The sequence below is a fragment of the Pseudomonadales bacterium genome, from assembly GCA_024234165.1.
GTDB lineage: Bacteria > Pseudomonadota > Gammaproteobacteria > Pseudomonadales > UBA5518 > UBA5518.
Genome location: JACKOP010000002.1, coordinates 175,829 through 192,888 on the forward strand (window position 1 = coordinate 175,829; position 17,060 = coordinate 192,888).

Genomic DNA, 17,060 nt, shown 5'->3' on the forward strand with positions numbered 1-17,060 from the left:
TCCGATGGCGAAGGTCATCATCGTCGGCGCGGGCGGCGTCGGCCAGGTCGTGGCTCACAAGTGCGCGCAGGTGCCGGAAGTCTTCTCGGAGATCGTCCTGGCCAGCCGTAACGAGGAGAAGTGCCGGCGCATCGCGGCACAGATTGCGCGCCCGATCGCGACCGCACAGGTGGATGCGAACGATGTGACTGCGATGGCAGCACTGATCCATCGCGAAAGTCCTGACCTGGTCATCAACGTCGCACTGCCCTACCAGGATCTGCCGATCATGGACGCCTGCCTGGAAACCGGCGTCGACTATCTCGATACCGCGAACTACGAACCACCCGACGAGGCGAAGTTCGAATACAGCTGGCAGTGGGCGTATCACGAGCGTTTCGCGGCGCGCGGCATCATGGGCCTGCTCGGCAGCGGTTTCGATCCCGGTGTCACCAACGTGTTCACCGCGTGGCTGCACAAGCACGAGTTCGACGTCATCGACGAACTCGACATCATCGACTGCAATGCGGGCGATCACGGACAGCCGTTCGCCACCAATTTCAATCCCGAAATCAATATCCGCGAGGTGACGGCTCGCGGACGCTTCTGGGAACGCGGCGCATGGCAGGAAACCGATCCGCTGGCCGTCTCGCGCGTCTTCGACTTCCCCGACGGCATCGGGCCCCGGAAGATCTATCTCATGTACCACGAGGAACTCGAGTCCCTCGTGAAGCATTTCCCGAAAATACGCCGTGCCCGCTTCTGGATGACGTTCTCGGACAACTACCTGAACCATCTGCAGGTGTTGCAGAACGTCGGCATGACGCGCATCGACCCGGTCATTCACAACGGCCAGGAGATCATTCCGCTGCAGTTCCTCAAGGCCGTGCTGCCGGATCCGTCGAGCCTGGGTCCGCTGACCAAGGGACGCACCTGCATCGGCTGCCTTGCACGCGGCACGAAGGATGGGCGGCCCAAGACGGTATTCGTCTACAACATCTGCGATCACGAAGCGTGCTATCGCGAAGTGCAGTCGCAGGCCATTTCATACACGACCGGCGTGCCTGCGATGATCGGCGCGAAGATGATGCTGACCGGCAGGTGGCATGCGGCAGGCGTTTTCAACATGGAGCAGTTCGACCCCGACCCGTTCATGGAAGCGCTGAACATGCACGGCCTGCCGTGGCAGCTCATGCGCCATGACGGACGCCTCGACTGAGATGCAGGGCATACGCATGCGCCATTTCGGGCGTTTCGATCCACGACGCGTTCCATCGCCGTGTTTCGTCGTCGACGAGGTGGCGCTCGAGGAGAACCTGCAACTGCTCGCGCACGTGCAGCGCGAGAGCGGTGCGAAGATCCTGCTGGCGCTGAAGGCATTCTCGATGTTCAGCCTGGCGCCACTGGTGCGCCGCTACCTGCCGGGTACCTGTGCCAGCGGCCTGCACGAGGCGCGCCTCGGTCGCGAGGAGTTTGGCGGTGAAGTGCACACCTTTTGTGCTGCATTCACCGAGCCGGAACTGCGTGCCACGCTGGAAATTTCCGATCATGTCGTGTTCAACTCGTGCGGGCAGCTCGAGCGCTTCGCACCGATCCTCGAGGAAACTCGCACACGGCGCCCGCAACTCAGGTACGGAATGCGCATCAACCCGGAGCATTCCGAAGGCACGGTCGCGCTGTACGACCCCTGTGCACCGGGCTCGCGTCTTGGCGTCACGCGCTCGCAGTTTCGTACCGAACGACTGGATCTGCTCAGCGGGTTGCACTTCCACACCCTGTGCGAGCAGGACCTGCCGCCGCTGGCACGCACGATCGCTGCGGTCGAGCGCAATTTCGGCGAGTTCATCCCGCGCATGCAGTGGATCAACTTCGGCGGCGGGCACCATATCACCCGTCCGGGCTACCAGGTCGACGAGCTGATCCGCCTGATCCGGGACTTCCGTGCCCGTCATGGCGTCGAAGTCTATCTGGAACCCGGTGAGGCAGTTGCGTACCACTGCGGAGTGCTGGTCACCGAAGTGCTCGATCTCGGCTGGAACGGCATCGACCAGGTGATCCTCGACACCTCGGCCACGTGCCACATGCCCGACGTCATCGAGATGCCGTATCGCGCGATGATCACCGGTAGCGGCAGCACGGGCGAGTTTCCCCACCTCTACCGCCTCGGCGGGCAGACCTGCCTGGCCGGCGACGTGATCGGTGACTACAGCTTTCCCGAACCGCTCACCATCGGCCAGCGACTGGTGTTCGAGGACATGGCGTACTACACGATGGTGAAGACGACCACGTTCAACGGCATCAACCTGCCGTCCATCGCGATCTGGAATTCACAGAGCGACGAAGTTCGCATCGTACGCCGCTTCGGTTACGAGGACTTTCGCAGCCGGCTCTGAAGATGCCGTCGCAATAGCCCCGATCGTCGATGCAAATAGCGCGCAACGAATTCAGGACAGCCAGGCGCCCGGTTACAGACCGGACGCCTGCTGCATCAGGACAGCTCAGAGCAGCGACTCGAGCTCGGGAACGGCCTGGAACAGGTCGGCAACCAGACCGTAATCGGCGACCTGGAAGATCGGCGCATCCTCGTCCTTGTTGATTGCGACGATGACCTTCGAATCCTTCATCCCGGCCAAGTGCTGGATCGCACCCGAGATAGCGACGGCGATGTAGAGGTCTGGGGCGACGATCTTGCCGGTCTGTCCGACCTGGTAGTCGTTCGGCACGTAGCCTGCATCGACCGCTGCACGCGAAGCACCCACCGCAGCGTTCAGCTTGTCCGCCACCGCCTCCAGCATCTTGAAGTTCTCGCCGCTCTGCATGCCGCGACCACCGGAGACGACGATCCGTGCGGCCGTCAGTTCGGGACGGTCGGACTTCGCGACTCGCTCCTCGACAAAGCGCGCAAGGCCGGAGTCCTTCACGATCGATACCGGCTCTATGCTTGCACTGCCACCCTCGGCAGGTGCGGCGTCGAAACCGGTGGTGCGCACCGTGATCACCTTGCGGGCATCCAGCGCCTGTACCGTTGCGATCACGTTGCCGGCGTAGATCGGACGCTGGAAGGTATCGGGTGCGAGTACGGCCGTGATCTCGGAGATCTGCGCGACATCGAGCAGGGCAGCGACACGCGGCATCACGTTCTTGCCGTTGGTGGTGGCCGCCGCCAGAACGCCGTCGTAACCGGCTCCCAGCTCGGCGATCAGCAGGCTCATGTTCTCGGCAAGCTGGTGTGCGTAGGCCGCATTGTCGGCCAGCAACACCTTGCTCACACCGGCAACGCGCGCAGCCGCGTCTGCAACCGCTGCGCAATCACTGCCTGCGACCAGAACGTGGATGTCGCCGCCGATCGCCTGCGCCGCGGTGACGGCGTGGCGGGTAGCAGGCTTCAGTTCCTTGTTGTCGTGCTCGGCAATTACCAGAATGCTCATCAGATCACCTTCGCCTCGTTACGCAGTTTTTCCACCAGTTCGGCTACCGAACCAACCTTGATGCCCGCCTTGCGCTCGGGCGGCGGCGTGACCTTGAGCGTTTTCACTCGCGGCGTGACATCGACTCCCAGCTCGGCCGGAGACAAGGTGTCGAGCGGCTTCTTCTTCGCCTTCATGATGTTCGGCAGCGAAGCGTAGCGCGGCTCGTTCAGTCGCAGGTCCGTAGTGACCACGGCCGGCAGCTTCAGCTCGATGGTCTGCAGCCCGCCGTCGATCTCCCGGGTGACGCGTGCGGTACCGTTCTCGATCACCAGTTCCGACGCAAAAGTGCCCTGCGACATCCCTGCCAGAGCTGCCAGCATCTGCCCGGTCTGGTTGTTGTCGCCGTCGATCGACTGCTTGCCGACGATCACCAGATCCGCACCTTCCTTCGCAACCACGGCCTGCAGCAGCTTTGCAACCGCCAGCGGCTGCAGTTCCTCTGCAGTCTCGACCATGATGCCGCGGTCTGCACCGAGTGCCAGTGCGGTGCGGATCTGCTCCTGCGCCGCCTTGTCGCCCAGCGACACGGCAATCACTTCCGTCGCCACACCCTTTTCCTTCAGACGCACGGCCTCTTCGACCGCAATTTCGCAGAAGGGGTTGATGGACATCTTCACGTTGTTGAGATCGACGCCGGTGCCGTCGCCTTTGGCACGGACCTTGACGTTGTAATCCACTACGCGTTTTACCGCTACGAGAACTTTCATGGACTCTCCGGTCGCTCGTAAAAGGGTTGGTGGGACTCCTGGCGGAGGACTGCTGCAGCGATTACCGCCAAGCACAAAGCCGCAGTATTGTCGACACATGCACAAGACAGGTCAATACTTGAATAGGCGGCCCACTGCAATTGCTTTGCAATCGAATGGCCCCTCGTGTATCGTTCGCGCCCATTCGCAAGTCTCTGTAGTCAAAACATTTTTCGGAGTTCTACCGTGACCAGAGAATCCATGGAATACGATGTCGTCATCGTCGGCGCAGGGCCTGCTGGCCTGGCGGCCGCATGCCGATTGCGCCAGCTTTCAAGCGACATCAGTGTCTGTGTCGTGGAAAAGGGTTCGGAGGTCGGCGCGCACATCCTGTCGGGTGCCGTGCTCGAGCCAACCGCACTGAACGAACTGTTTCCGGACTGGCGGGAACAGGGTGCACCGCTGCACACCCCCGTGAACGCCGATGAAATCTACGTGCTGCGCAACGAACAGAAGGCGATCCGCGTCCCCGGCGCGCTGATCCCCAAGACGATGCACAACGAAGGCAACTACATCATCAGCCTTGGCAATCTGTGCCGCTGGCTGGGTGAGCAGGCGGAAGGCCTCGGAGTGGAAATCTACCCGGGATTCGCCGCAGCCGAAGTACTGTTTCATGACGACGGTCGCGTGAAGGGCATCGCGACCGGCGACGCGGGAATCTCGGCCAGCGGTGAGCACAAGGACAGCTACACGCCGGGAATGGAACTGCACGCGAAGTACACGTTGTTCGCCGAAGGCTGCCGCGGGCATCTCGGCAAGCAGCTGATCGCGCGCTTCGGTCTCGACAACGGACGCGGTGCGCAGCATTACGGCATCGGCATCAAGGAACTGTGGGAAATCCCGGCGGAAAAGCACCGTCCGGGACTGGTGATCCACAGTGCGGGGTGGCCGCTGCAGCAGAGCGGCGCACACGGAGGCGGCTTTCTCTACCATCTCGAGAACAACCAGGTGTCGCTGGGGCTGATCACCGACCTCGGCTACAGCAACCCATTCCTCAGTCCGTTCGAGGAATTCCAGCGCTACAAGCAACATCCGGTGATCCGCCAGTTCCTCGAAGGCGGCAAGCGTCTCGCCTACGGTGCACGTGCAATCACCAAGGGCGGACCACAGGCACTGCCGCGAATGAGTTTTCCGGGTGGATTGCTGATCGGCTGCGACGCGGGCACGCTGAACTTCGCGAAGATCAAGGGATCTCACACCGCGATGAAGAGTGGCATGGTCGCTGCAGAAACCGTGTTTGCAGCAATCTCTGCCGAAGGCAAGACCGGCGAGGAACTCAGCGAGTTCACCGAGGCATTCATGGCGTCGTGGGCCGGAAACGAACTGCTGCTGCAACGCAATTTCGGACCGGCACAGCATCGCTTCGGCAACATCTTCGGTTCGGCCTATGCATTCATCGACATCAACGTGTTCAGCGGCAAGCTGCCATGGACGTTCAGCGATGATGCGCCCGACCACGAGCAACTGAAGCCTGCCGCACAATCGAAACATATCGAATACCCGAAGCCGGATGGCGTGATCAGCTTCGATCGCCTGTCGTCGGTGTTCCTGTCGAACACGAACCATGAGGAAGATCAGCCCTGTCATCTGACACTGCGTGATCCGGAAGTACCGATCCGGCACAACCTTCCGCTGTACGACGAGCCCGCACAGCGCTACTGCCCGGCCGGCGTCTACGAAATCGTCGATACGGCCAGCGGCGGCAAGCGCCTGCAGATCAATGCGCAGAACTGCGTGCACTGCAAGACCTGCGACATCAAGGACCCTACACAGAACATCGTCTGGACGACACCGGAAGGTGGTGGTGGTCCGAACTACCCGAACATGTAGGAATCTCTCGCCCGGCTACGGCGCGCAATACACCGTAGCCGGTTTCAGGAAGAGCTGATTTCCAGCGGAAAGAAACAACCGCCGCTGCAGACCCCCAGCACGCCATCCTCATTGGCTTGTGCCAATTCGACCAGCCGATAGAACACGTTGCGGTGCACCAGCGCGGGGATCCGGTCGCGCACCATCTGATAGGCGCGAACTTCGCCACGCTCCACGTCTTCGTGCAAGTACAGCGGATGATCGGGCCCGAGTGCAAAACGTTCGCCGACATTGGTTAGCATCACGAGTGTCATCGCGTCGCCACCTTCGTCATCTTCCATATCGACGATCACGAACGGCGCATCGTCCACATCGACACGCAAGGTCTGCTCCGGCGTCACGAGCACATAGCGATCCCCGCGACGTTCAAGCATCGAGGCAAACAGCCGAACCATCGCCTCGCGCTGCACCACGCTGCCCCGATGACGCCACACCCCGGCGCGATCGATATGGAAGTCCGCAGCACGTGTCACGACGGGCTTTCGTGCGCCCGCACAGCGCCCGTCCGTCCGGCTTCAGCAGACAGGCGGTGGAATCAGGCGCACGTTGACGACTCCGTCAACCGCCCGGATCTGAGCCAGCACATCCTCTGACGGCGAACCTTCCACGTCGATGAGGTTGTATGCGATGTCGTCACGGCTGCGATTCAGCATATCGACGACGTTGATACCGACAGCCGCCAGGATCGACAGGATATTGCCGAGCATACCGGGCTTGTTGCGATTGGTGATCGCCAGGCGGCTGGCATTGGTGCGCTCCAGTTCCAGCGCCGGGAAGTTGACCGAATTGCGGATGTTTCCGTGCTCGAGAAATCCGCGCAACTGATCTGCCGCCATCATGGCGCAGTTCTCCTCTGCTTCTTCCGTACTGGCACCGATATGCGGCATCGACAGCACATCCTTGCGGCCGACCAACCCTGGATGCGGAAAATCGGTGATGTAGCGTGCGAGACGCCCCGCATCGAGCGCCTGTATCACGCCGTCGACATCGACTATCTCGTCACGTGCAAAATTCAGCAGGCAACTGCCCTTGCGCACTGCAGCCAGACTCTCTGCGTTCAGCAGATTACGGGTCGAATCGAGAACGGGCAGATGCAGCGTGACGAAATCAGCACGCTGCAGCAGCGAACCGAGGTTTTCCATGCGACGCACCTCACTCGGCAGGCGCCACGCCGCCTCGACGGAGAGCGCCGGATCGTATCCGATCACATCCATGCCCAGTCCGAGTCCGAGCCGGGCAACCTTGCTGCCGATTGCCCCGAGTCCGACCACACCCAGCGTCTTGCCACGCAACTCGTTGCCCGCGAAGCGTTTCTTTTCCTTCTCCAGCAGCGCGCTCATTTCGGCTGCCGGCATTTCCCGAGACAGCGAATTCACGAAGGAGATTCCTTCGATGATTCCGCGCGAAGCGAGCAGCAGCGCCGCAGCCACCAGTTCCTTCACCGCATTGGCGTTTGCACCCGGCGTGTTGAATACCGGTATGCCGCGTGTCGTACAGATGCCCACCGGAATGTTGTTGTAGCCCGCACCGGCACGTGCGATCGCCTTCACCGATTCGCCGATCTCCTCTTCCGCGAGTTTGTGAGAGCGCAGCAGGATCGCATCCGGATGACCGATCTCGCTCGCCACCTCGTAGCACTCGCGACTGAAGCGTTCGAGTCCGCGCACGGAAATCTGGTTGAAGGTACGGATCCTGAACATTCCGGTCTCTCCCTGTTGCTGGCCACCACCGGGCCGTGGTAAATCGAAAGCGCGTCATTCTAGCTCAGTGCATACGGCTGCCAGACGCGCGATTGCCGGTAATCCGTCGACTACGCATCAGGCAGGGCACGTCGAGCGCGTGCCACTGAAGCTGCGGCACGATCCCGAACCAGCTCGGTTCGTCCGCATCCGCGTCCGGCCCGCGCAGGGCCAGCGCTGCGCTGTACGATGTTTGCAGGCGATGGCACCAGAAATTCCAGCGCGCTGGTTCTGGCTCCAGCTCAGCCTTCGCACCGAAACTCAGACATCCTTCGATACGATGGAAATCAAACCAGAAATCGCCGAGCGATCGTGACAGCCCTTCACCAGTGGCTTTCACGAAGGCTTCCTTCAACGTCCAGATGTCGTAGAACTCTGCAGCCAGTTCCATCTCTTCCAGGCCGGTAAGGCGCGCCACCTCGGACTGTGCGAAGTTGCGCTGCGCCAGTCCGTGGAAATTGCGCGCGGGCCGATGGAATTCCATGTCGACCCCCGTGAGCATGCATCCGGTACTGACCGCCAGCAACGCATGGGAGCCACTGTGCGAGAGGTTGAAGTCCACGTCAGGCAGCATGGCTGCAGGCACGAGAGCGGGCTTTCCATGCATGCCGCTTTCGAAGTGCCACGCCATGGCCGGCACGTCCGCATACAGCGACAGGACACTGCGCAACAGCGCATGCGCTACCAGGAAGCGATGGCGGTCCTGCGCGAACACGCGCCGCTGCATGCGCCCGAGCTCCGGCTCGTCGAGCAACACCCGGTACGCGTCCAGCAACAGTGGGTCACGGATTGCATCGGAATCGCACAGCCAGAGATGGGCTGAACCGGGTGCTGGCAGCGCGAGCCGAGTCCCGTGCAAGGCACGCCTCAGAGCAGCTCCACCGAAGCGACTGCGCGCACGCGCTGCCGGTAGTCTTCGGCGCTCTCGATACCGTGCGCTCGCCGGAACACCCGCGCAAGAACATTGCGTTGCTCCACGGGCAGTCGTGCCAGATCACCATCGTGGAAGTTGTCGAACCCGAACACCAGCACGTCACCGTTGCCGGCGGTGACCTTGCCATGGCCGGTGCCGTCTCGGCTGCGCGGGGTGTCGAACAACACCCGGCCCAGTTCTTCCGGCACCTGCGAGGCACCGCGCGTGTAGCCATGAGCAGTTCGCCACTCGTACCCGTTGGCACGTGCAAGTTCCTCGATACCTTGACCTGCAGCAACACCTGCGAGCAGACCATCCGCCCTCTTCTGCGCCTGCTCGCGCACCATCGCTTCACGCAGTAACGTGCGAATCCGGTCTGCCACTTCGGCAAGCTCCAGATCCCGCGCCGGTTCGTGCGACTTCAGCCGCATCACGATCACGCGATCGTCGCCGATATCGATCCGCTCGCTGTTCTGGGCTTCATCCAGAACTTCCTTGCTGAAGGCAGCAGCAATCACGCGTGCGTCGGCAAACAGGCCCTCACCTCCGCGACGACCGAGCGCCGGACTCGTACGGATCTCCAGTCCGAGTTCGCGCGACGCTTCCCCCAGATCGTCGGAGTTGAAAGTCAGGTCGGCAAGCTTCTCCGCACGCTCGATGAACAGTGGTTCCGCCGCGGCCTTCTGCAGGTCGCTTTCGATCGTGGAGCGCATTTCGGCGAAGGACTGCGGTTGCTGACGGCGCACTTCCAGCAGCTTGATCAGGTGCCAACCGGAGGAAGTCCTTACCGGTTCCGACACATCACCGGGAGCAAGCGCCTTCAGGGCTGCCTCGAACTCCGCAGGGAAGGCGTCTCCACGCGAGAATCCCAGATCCCCACCCTGCACTGCCGATCCCGGATCTTCCGAGTTCTCGCGCGCCAGCACTGCAAAATCCTCTCCCGCCAACACGCGCTTGCGCAACGCTGCAAGCTTCTCGCGCGCTGTGTCGTCCTGCGTGGCGAGCATGATGTGCGCTGCATGGCGCTCCTCGCCACCACCGGCGGCAGCCACCCGCCGCTCGTATTCCTGACGCAACGCGTCTTCAGCAACGGGCTGATACAGATCGGACGGTCGGAGTTCGAGATAGTCGACACGCACCGTCTCCTCGGTACGGAATTGTGCCCGATTCTGTTCGTAGTACTCGGACACACGCTCATCAGGCACTGCGATCGATGCGTCCGCCGCTGCCACCGGAACGCTCAGCCAGCGTGCATCCAGCGATTGCTGTGTAAGCCGTGCTGCACCAGCGAGTTCCGCTCCGGTAACGAATTCGCTCGTCTCGATTCCTGACATCAGTTGCGAAACCAGCAAGTCTTCCCGCAGCAGGCTCTTGAACTGCGCGGGGCTCATCCCGTTGTTCGCAAGCAGTGCCTGGAAGCGCGTCTGCGAGAAGCTGCCATTTTCGTGAAAGCTCTCGTTCTCGACGATCAGCTGGTTCAGCATTGCGTCGCCCACGCGCAGCCCCGAGCGCGTTGCCACCTGCAACATCAGACGGCGCCCGATCAACGATTCGAGCACTGGCGAACGCAGGCGCGATTCCTCAAGCAACGACGCATCGACATGATCCTGCATCTGGCCGATCAGCCTGCGCCGCTCGAGCTCGATGTTCTGCGCAAGCTCGGGTTCGGTGATCACCTCGCCATTGACGCGTGCTGCCTCAGGCACCCCGCCGGTGAAGAATGCATCGATTCCGAACACCGCAAATGGAATCACGATCACCGCGACGATGATCTTGGCCAGCGTGCCCTGGACGTTGTCACGAATCTTCTGCAGCATCGTCGCCTTCCAATCAGGAGATTGCGTCGCGCAGCGTCTTGCCCGGTTTGAAACCGACGCTGCGGCTTGCCGCGATGGTCATCGCCTCGCCAGTCTTCGGGTTGCGTCCCTGGCGTTCGGCGCGCTGCTTCACGCTGAACGTACCGAAACCGACCAGTGCAACCTGGTCCCCGTCACGCAGCGCAGCGACGATTCCTTCCAGAGTTGCATCCAGCACTCTCGCTGCCGACGCCTTGGAGATATCGGCCTTGTCCGCAATCAGATCGACGAGTTCAGCCTTGTTCACAGAGTTTCCCCGGATTGGATTCGTGTTCCCCGGTCGGTTCCCGGGGCTGTCGCGGTACGCGAGGGGCGACGAGTGTACACCAGCCGCGCCGCAAATGGTCAAGGCGCTTTCGCGCTTTCGCGGGTGTGGCATCCCCACTGCGGATCAATGCGTATTGATCCGCTCCTGCTCACTCCCACGCGCCGCCTGCTCGGCCTTCTCGCTCAACAGCTTCCATTCCTCGTCAGGCACCGGCTCGGGCATGCGCTCCAGCGCAAGATCCAGCACCTGATCGATCCAGCGCACGGGACGAATCTCGAGCGCGCTCTTGATGTTGTCCGGGATCTCCTTCAGATCACGCTCGTTCTCTTCCGGAATGATCACCGTCTTGATACCACCGCGATGTGCCGCCAGGAGTTTCTCCTTGAGCCCGCCAATCGCCAGCACCTGCCCACGCAGCGTGATTTCTCCGGTCATCGCAACGTCGGCCCGCACCGCTATTCCGGTCAGCACCGAGACCATCGCCGTGCACATGCCGATGCCGGCACTCGGCCCATCCTTAGGGGTTGCACCTTCGGGAACGTGAATGTGCAGATCGTATTTCTCGTGGAAGTCGGGGCGGATCCCGAGCGTCTTCGCGCGGCTGCGCACCACGGTCATCGCCGCCTGGATCGACTCCTGCATCACGTCTCCGAGCGATCCGGTCTTGACCTGCCGTCCCTTGCCAGGCACCGCGACCGCCTCGATGGTCAACAGCTCGCCTCCGACCTGCGTCCACGCGAGCCCTGTGACCTGTCCGACCTGGTTGCTTTCCAGCACGGCTCCGAAGCGATACTTCGGCACACCGGCAAACTCGGCGAGATTGTCTGCATCCACCACCAGCCTCGTCGCACCGCGCTCGAGCGCAAGCTGCTTGACACGCTTGCGACAGATCTTTGCGATCTGGCGCTCGAGTCCGCGTACACCTGCCTCGCGCGTGTAGTAGCGCACCAGATCGCGCAGTGCGGTCTCCTCCAACACGAGTTCGCCTTCGCCGAGCCCGTTGTTGCGCATCTGCTTCGGCACCAGGTAGCGCTGCGCAATGTTGATTTTCTCGTCCTCCGTATAACCGGGGATACGGATCACTTCCATGCGGTCGAGCAGCGGCGCCGGGATGTTCATCGAGTTCGACGTACAGATGAACATCACGTCGGAAAGATCGTAATCGACCTCCAGATAGTGGTCGTTGAAACTGTGGTTCTGCTCGGGATCCAGAACCTCGAGCAAAGCAGACGCCGGGTCACCGCGATGGTCCATTCCCATCTTGTCGACCTCGTCGAGCAGAAACAACGGATTGCGCACCCCGGCCTTGGCGAGTTTCTGCAGGATCTTGCCTGGCAACGAGCCGATGTAGGTTCGCCTGTGACCGCGGATTTCTGCCTCGTCGCGTACGCCACCGAGTGCCATGCGCACGAAGCTGCGATTGGTTGCACGCGCGATGCTCTCACCGAGCGAAGTCTTGCCAACCCCGGGAGGACCGACGAAACACAGCACCGGCCCTTTGACCTTGCCGATCCGCTTCTGCACGGCCAGGTACTCGAGGACGCGCTCCTTGACCTCATCGAGCCCGTAGTGGTCCTTTTCCAGAACCTTCTCGGCACGCGCAAGATCGTTGCGTACCTTGCTGCGCTTCTTCCACGGCACGTTCACCATCCAGTCGAGGTAGCTGCGCACCACGGATGCTTCGGCCGACATCGGTGACATCATCTTGAGCTTGTTCAGCTCCGACAGGGCTTTCGTCTGCGCGTCCGCACTCATCCCGGCCGCACGGATACGCCGCTCGATGCTCTCGACCTCGTTCGGCGAATCCTCGAGATCCCCGAGTTCCTTCTGGATCGCCTTCATCTGTTCGTTCAGATAATACTCGCGCTGGCTTTTCTCCATCTGCTTCTTGACGCGGCCACGAATGCGCTTCTCGACCTGGAAGAGATCGATCTCGCCCTCCATCAATCCCATCAGATGCTCGATTCGCTCGAGCGTCGAACCAAGCTCGAGCAACTGCTGTTTCTGAGCAAGTTCAAGCGTCATGTGTGCGGCGATCGTATCGGCCAGGCGCCCCGGCTCGTCGACGCTTCCCAGTGCGCCCAGCACTTCCGCCGGCACCTTTTTCCCCAGATTCACATACTGTTCGAACGTACGCATGCAACTGCGCACCAGTGCCTCGGCTTCTGCCTGCGCCACCGCCTGCTCGCGGATCGGTTGCGCCTCCGCTTCCAGATAGCCCTCACGCGCCTGCACCGAAGCGATCGTTGCACGCACACTGCCCTCGACCAGCACCTTGACCGTACCATCGGGAAGCCGCAGCAGTTGCAGCACGCTGGCAATGGTGCCTACCTGATAGACCTCATCCCGGCCCGGGTCGTCCTCCGCCGCACTGCGCTGCGCGACCAGCAGGATCCGCTTACCCGATTCCATCGCGGCTTCCAGTGCTGCGATCGACTTCTCACGCCCCACAAACAGCGGCACGACCATGTGCGGGAATACCACCACGTCACGCAACGGCAACAACGGCAGCACGAGCCGCCCGCCAGTCGGGTATTTCATCCGGTTACTCCTTGCCCTGCCCGGGCCGGGTCTGACGGCTGCTCGGCGCTCGTTGCGCCAGCCGTCGTCGAAAAAGCCGGGTGCGGGGATGCGTACCTTGCGCGCGAACGCGAAGCATCACTCCCCGGGTGCAGCCTTCGGCTGGACGTTCTGGTAGACCTTCAATGGTGACGAGTCACCCTTGATCACCGACTCGTCGATCACGACCTTGCTCACGTCGCGCTCGGACGGTATCTCATACATGGTCTCGAGCAGCACCGACTCGAGGATCGAACGCAGCCCGCGTGCGCCGGTCTTGCGTGTCAGGGCACGCTCGGCGATCGCGCGCAGGCCATCCTCGCGGAAATCCAGTTCGACGCCTTCCATTTCGAAAAGCTTGCGAAACTGCCTGGTCAGCGAGTTCCTCGGTTCGGTCAGAATCCGGATCAACGCCTCGCCGTCGAGCTCGTCAAGGGTGGCAACCACCGGCAGCCGACCGACGAACTCCGGAATCAAGCCGTAGCGAACCAGATCCTCGGGTTCGAGTTCACGCAGAAGCTGGCTGACGCTCTTCGCCTCGTCCTTGCCCTTCACCTCGGCGGAGAAACCGATCCCGCTCTTCTCCGAACGGTCACGGATGATCTTCTCCAGCCCTGCAAAGGCACCACCGCAGATGAACAGGATGTTCGAGGTATCGACCTGCAGGAACTCCTGCTGCGGGTGCTTGCGCCCCCCCTGCGGCGGCACCGAAGCCACAGTGCCTTCGATCAGCTTCAGCAATGCCTGCTGCACACCTTCACCCGAAACGTCCCGCGTGATGCTCGGATTCTCCGACTTGCGCGATATCTTGTCGATCTCGTCAATGTACACGATGCCCATCTGGGCCTTTTCGACGTCGTACTCGGCCTTCTGCAACAGCTTCTGAATGATGTTCTCGACATCCTCTCCAACGTAGCCCGCCTCGGTCAGCGTGGTCGCGTCAGCGATCGTGAACGGAACGTCGAGCAGCCGTGCAAGCGTCTCCGCGAGCAGGGTCTTGCCACTGCCGGTCGGCCCAACGAGCAGGATATTGCTCTTGCCAAGTTCGACATCGTCGCGCTGGCGCTCACCTTCGCGCAGGCGCTTGTAATGGTTGTAGACCGCAACCGACAACACCTTCTTCGCGTGCTGCTGGCCGATCACGTACTCATCGAGAATCTGGCAGATCTCGCGCGGCTTCGGCAGCTTGCTGCGCGAGGTATCGCCCGTGCTCTCCTGCACCTCCTCGCGGATGATGTCGTTGCACAGATCGACGCACTCGTCGCAGATGAACACTGAAGGGCCTGCAATCAGTTTGCGGACCTCATGCTGGCTCTTGCCACAAAAAGAGCAGTACAACAATTTGCTCTTGTCTCCGCCGCTTTCCTTAGTCATCGCCCATCCGTCCGTTTCGAATCATGCCGGCGGTGCCTCTCGGCCCCTCCGCCTTCTGCCGTTGTCCGGGTCCGGCCCTGAGTCTAGCAGGCTTGCCAATCACTTTCCCGGTCGCGCGACCAGCACCTCGTCAATGATCCCGTACTGCTTCGCCTTCTGCGGATTCATGAAGTTGTCACGCTCCGTGTCACGCGCAATGGTCTCGATCGACTGCCCCGTGTGCTCCGCAAGCAGCGCATTCAGGCGTTCGCGAATGATCAGGATCTCGCGTGCATGGATGTCGATATCCGACGCCTGCCCGTGCGCACCGCCGCTTGGCTGGTGGATCATGATGCGCGAGTTGGGCAGCGCAAAGCGCTTGCCACGCGTGCCACCAGCGAGCAGGAAAGCTCCCATGCTCGCCGCCTGCCCGATACACATCGTGCTCACATCGGGTTTGATGAAGCGCATCGTGTCGTAGATCGAAAGACCGGCCGTGACCGAGCCACCCGGGGAATTGATGTACAGATGGATGTCCTTGTCCGGGTTTTCCGACTCGAGAAACAGCATCTGTGCGACCACGAGATTCGCCATGTGGTCCTCGACCGGACCGACGATAAAGATCACCCGCTCCTTCAGCAGACGCGAATAAATGTCGTACGAACGCTCACCGCGTGCGGTCTGCTCGACCACGATGGGAATCAGGCCGAGACCGGTGATCGTACTGCTGCTCTGCTGTGCGCGCTCGTTCATTCCGTACCGTCTCCTGACAGACGCAAGTTGCCCGCATCCCCGGTGGGATGCGGGCGCTGATGATGCCTCAGGGTCACGCTTCCGCGTCCGGTTTCAACGGGTCTGCGCGCAGCGCATCTTCATAACTGCACGCCACCTCGTTCACCTGCGCCCGGGCAAGCACCGTATCGATTGCCTGATCCTCCAGTACCACGGCTTCAACCGAGGCCAACTGTTCCCGGTTGCCATAGTACCAGTTGACTACCTCCTCGGGTTCCTCGTAGGTCGACGCCATCTCCTCGACCATCTCGCGTACCCGCACCGGGTCCGCGACGAGCTTTTCGCGCCGGATCACCTCCCCGAGCAACAAACCAAACGACACACGCCTTTCCGCCTGCGCACGAAACATGTCGTCGGGCAGCATCGACGTATCGAAGCGTGCGGCATCGCCGCCGAACTGGCGCAGCATCTGCTGGCGTTGCGCGGCGATCTCCTGCTGGACCAGCGCCTGCGGCACTTCAACCTCGGTACGCTCGTGAAGCGCATTCATCACACGCGACTTCACCTTGGAGCGTACCGCCTGGCGCAGTTCACGCTCCATATTGGCACGCACTTCGGCCCGAAACCCATCAAGCCCCTCGCTGGCCACACCAAAACGCGAAAAGAAGACGTCGTCGAGCTCCGGCAACCGCTTCTCGCTCACGCTGTTCAGGCACACCTCGAACACGACTTCAGCGCCTTTCAGGTCTTCGGCGTGGTATTCCTCAGGGAAGCGTAGTTGCAACTCACGTGTCTCGCCTGGGCTCATCCCCTCGATTCCGCTCTCAAACCCAGGAATCATACGATTGGAACCGAGGAGCAGATCGCTCCCCTGGGCGCTACCACCGTCGAAGGCGACACCGTCGCGACGCCCCGTATAGTCGATATTCACCCGATCCCCCGCCGACGCAGCACGTTCGACGACCGCCCACATGGCCTGCTGGTTGCGCAGCACCTCGATCATGCGATCGATGTCGGCATCACCCACTTGCGCCACAGGCCGGTCGATCGCAAGTTTCGCGAAGTCGACCAGATCGATTTCGGGGTACACTTCGAACGTCGCGATGAATTCCAGATCACGCCCGGTCGCAATCGAACGCGGCTCGATCGTTGGCTGTCCGGCCGGCTTCAGATCCTCCTGGCGCACCGCTTCGTAGAACGTCTGGCTCATGACCTCGCCCAGAACTTCCTGGCGCACCCCGAGCCCGAACCGCTGCTGCACGACCTTCAGTGGCACCTTGCCCGGACGGAACCCCTTCAGCCGCACCGACCTTGCTGCCTTCTCCAGTCGCGCCGCCACTTCCGCCTCGACACGTTCCGCCGGCACACCGATCGTCAGGCGTCGGCCCAGACCCGACGTAATTTCAACGGAAACCTGCATCTTCGACCTCACTCAGAAACTGTGGATGTTTGATCTGTACGACGCGCGCGCTCACGGGCAGCAGCCGTCTGAAGGGCGCGCATTCTAGCACGCACGGATACATTTCGAGAGACCAACGACAGATCAGCGGCAGGCTGACGACAGCCCGGTACGGGG

The 17,060-nt window shown here is 61.7% G+C and carries 14 protein-coding genes; 3 read left to right on the top strand and 11 right to left on the bottom strand.

Going from position 1 to position 17,060, the window contains the following annotated elements:
- The first annotated feature begins 4 nt into the window (after positions 1-4).
- Together H7A12_06505 and nspC are read left to right on the top strand one after the other, a co-directional pair.
- Positions 5-1,198: a saccharopine dehydrogenase family protein gene (locus H7A12_06505; protein ID MCP5320465.1), complete on the top strand. Its 1,194-nt coding sequence runs from the start codon at positions 5-7 to the stop codon at positions 1,196-1,198.
- Between the two features lies 1 nt (position 1,199).
- Positions 1,200-2,372: a carboxynorspermidine decarboxylase gene (gene nspC / locus H7A12_06510; protein ID MCP5320466.1), complete on the top strand. Its 1,173-nt coding sequence runs from the start codon at positions 1,200-1,202 to the stop codon at positions 2,370-2,372.
- 105 nt (positions 2,373-2,477) lie between these two features.
- On the opposite strand, the gene H7A12_06515 is transcribed toward nspC, so the two are convergent.
- Together H7A12_06515 and H7A12_06520 are read right to left on the bottom strand one after the other, a co-directional pair.
- Positions 2,478-3,407 carry an electron transfer flavoprotein subunit alpha/FixB family protein gene (locus H7A12_06515; GenBank protein MCP5320467.1) on the bottom strand — a complete coding sequence of 310 codons (930 nt, stop codon included), beginning with the start codon at positions 3,405-3,407 and terminating at the stop codon, positions 2,478-2,480.
- Positions 3,407-4,156 (bottom strand): electron transfer flavoprotein subunit beta/FixA family protein, encoded by a 750-nt coding sequence (locus H7A12_06520; GenBank protein ID MCP5320468.1) that lies wholly within the window; start codon positions 4,154-4,156, stop codon positions 3,407-3,409. Before H7A12_06520 ends, H7A12_06515 begins: the two co-directional genes overlap by 1 nt.
- Before the next feature lie 240 nt (positions 4,157-4,396).
- Between H7A12_06520 and H7A12_06525 the strand changes: the two genes are divergently transcribed.
- On the top strand, positions 4,397-6,025 hold the full coding sequence (locus H7A12_06525) for an electron transfer flavoprotein-ubiquinone oxidoreductase (protein MCP5320469.1): 1,629 nt from the start codon (positions 4,397-4,399) through the stop codon (positions 6,023-6,025).
- Positions 6,026-6,069: 44 nt separating this feature from the next.
- Here H7A12_06525 and H7A12_06530 read toward each other — a convergent pair whose 3' ends face one another.
- The 9 genes from H7A12_06530 to tig all read right to left on the bottom strand — a co-directional run bounded on the left by H7A12_06530 (position 6,070) and on the right by tig (position 16,904).
- Entirely contained in the window at positions 6,070-6,477 is a 408-nt protein-coding gene (locus tag H7A12_06530) for a DUF1285 domain-containing protein (protein MCP5320470.1), read from the bottom strand.
- Positions 6,478-6,579: 102 nt separating this feature from the next.
- Entirely contained in the window at positions 6,580-7,764 is a 1,185-nt protein-coding gene (locus H7A12_06535; protein ID MCP5320471.1) for a phosphoglycerate dehydrogenase, read from the bottom strand.
- Positions 7,765-7,828: 64 nt separating this feature from the next.
- Positions 7,829-8,662 (bottom strand): 4'-phosphopantetheinyl transferase superfamily protein, encoded by an 834-nt coding sequence (locus H7A12_06540; GenBank protein MCP5320472.1) that lies wholly within the window; start codon positions 8,660-8,662, stop codon positions 7,829-7,831.
- Between the two features lie 8 nt (positions 8,663-8,670).
- Entirely contained in the window at positions 8,671-10,533 is a 1,863-nt protein-coding gene (locus H7A12_06545; protein MCP5320473.1) for a SurA N-terminal domain-containing protein, read from the bottom strand.
- A 13-nt stretch (positions 10,534-10,546) separates the two neighbouring features.
- Positions 10,547-10,819, bottom strand: a complete 273-nt coding sequence (locus H7A12_06550) for an HU family DNA-binding protein (protein MCP5320474.1) — start codon at positions 10,817-10,819, stop codon at positions 10,547-10,549.
- 144 nt (positions 10,820-10,963) lie between these two features.
- Entirely contained in the window at positions 10,964-13,381 is a 2,418-nt protein-coding gene (gene lon, locus H7A12_06555) for an endopeptidase La (protein MCP5320475.1), read from the bottom strand.
- Between the two features lie 117 nt (positions 13,382-13,498).
- Complete coding sequence (clpX, locus tag H7A12_06560; GenBank protein MCP5320476.1) at positions 13,499-14,773, bottom strand: ATP-dependent Clp protease ATP-binding subunit ClpX; 1,275 nt, start codon at positions 14,771-14,773, stop codon at positions 13,499-13,501.
- Positions 14,774-14,872: 99 nt separating this feature from the next.
- A complete protein-coding gene (gene clpP / locus H7A12_06565) occupies positions 14,873-15,457 on the bottom strand; it encodes an ATP-dependent Clp endopeptidase proteolytic subunit ClpP (protein MCP5320477.1) in 585 nt (194 codons plus the stop codon).
- Positions 15,458-15,578: 121 nt separating this feature from the next.
- On the bottom strand, positions 15,579-16,904 hold the full coding sequence (gene tig, locus H7A12_06570) for a trigger factor (protein ID MCP5320478.1): 1,326 nt from the start codon (positions 16,902-16,904) through the stop codon (positions 15,579-15,581).
- Between the last annotated feature and the right edge of the window lie 156 nt (positions 16,905-17,060).

What these genes read in the sequence shown, in the direction of transcription:
- tig (MCP5320478.1), bottom strand. Translation starts at nt 16,904, where the DNA reads ATGCAGGTTTCCGTTGAAATTACGTCGGGTCTGGGCCGACGCCTGACG.
- clpX (MCP5320476.1), bottom strand. Translation starts at nt 14,773, where the DNA reads ATGACTAAGGAAAGCGGCGGAGACAAGAGCAAATTGTTGTACTGCTCT.
- H7A12_06505 (MCP5320465.1), top strand. Translation starts at nt 5, where the DNA reads ATGGCGAAGGTCATCATCGTCGGCGCGGGCGGCGTCGGCCAGGTCGTG.
- lon (MCP5320475.1), bottom strand. Translation starts at nt 13,381, where the DNA reads ATGAAATACCCGACTGGCGGGCGGCTCGTGCTGCCGTTGTTGCCGTTG.
- nspC (MCP5320466.1), top strand. Translation starts at nt 1,200, where the DNA reads ATGCAGGGCATACGCATGCGCCATTTCGGGCGTTTCGATCCACGACGC.
- H7A12_06545 (MCP5320473.1), bottom strand. Translation starts at nt 10,533, where the DNA reads ATGCTGCAGAAGATTCGTGACAACGTCCAGGGCACGCTGGCCAAGATC.
- H7A12_06535 (MCP5320471.1), bottom strand. Translation starts at nt 7,764, where the DNA reads ATGTTCAGGATCCGTACCTTCAACCAGATTTCCGTGCGCGGACTCGAA.
- H7A12_06520 (MCP5320468.1), bottom strand. Translation starts at nt 4,156, where the DNA reads ATGAAAGTTCTCGTAGCGGTAAAACGCGTAGTGGATTACAACGTCAAG.
- H7A12_06515 (MCP5320467.1), bottom strand. Translation starts at nt 3,407, where the DNA reads ATGAGCATTCTGGTAATTGCCGAGCACGACAACAAGGAACTGAAGCCT.
- H7A12_06525 (MCP5320469.1), top strand. Translation starts at nt 4,397, where the DNA reads ATGGAATACGATGTCGTCATCGTCGGCGCAGGGCCTGCTGGCCTGGCG.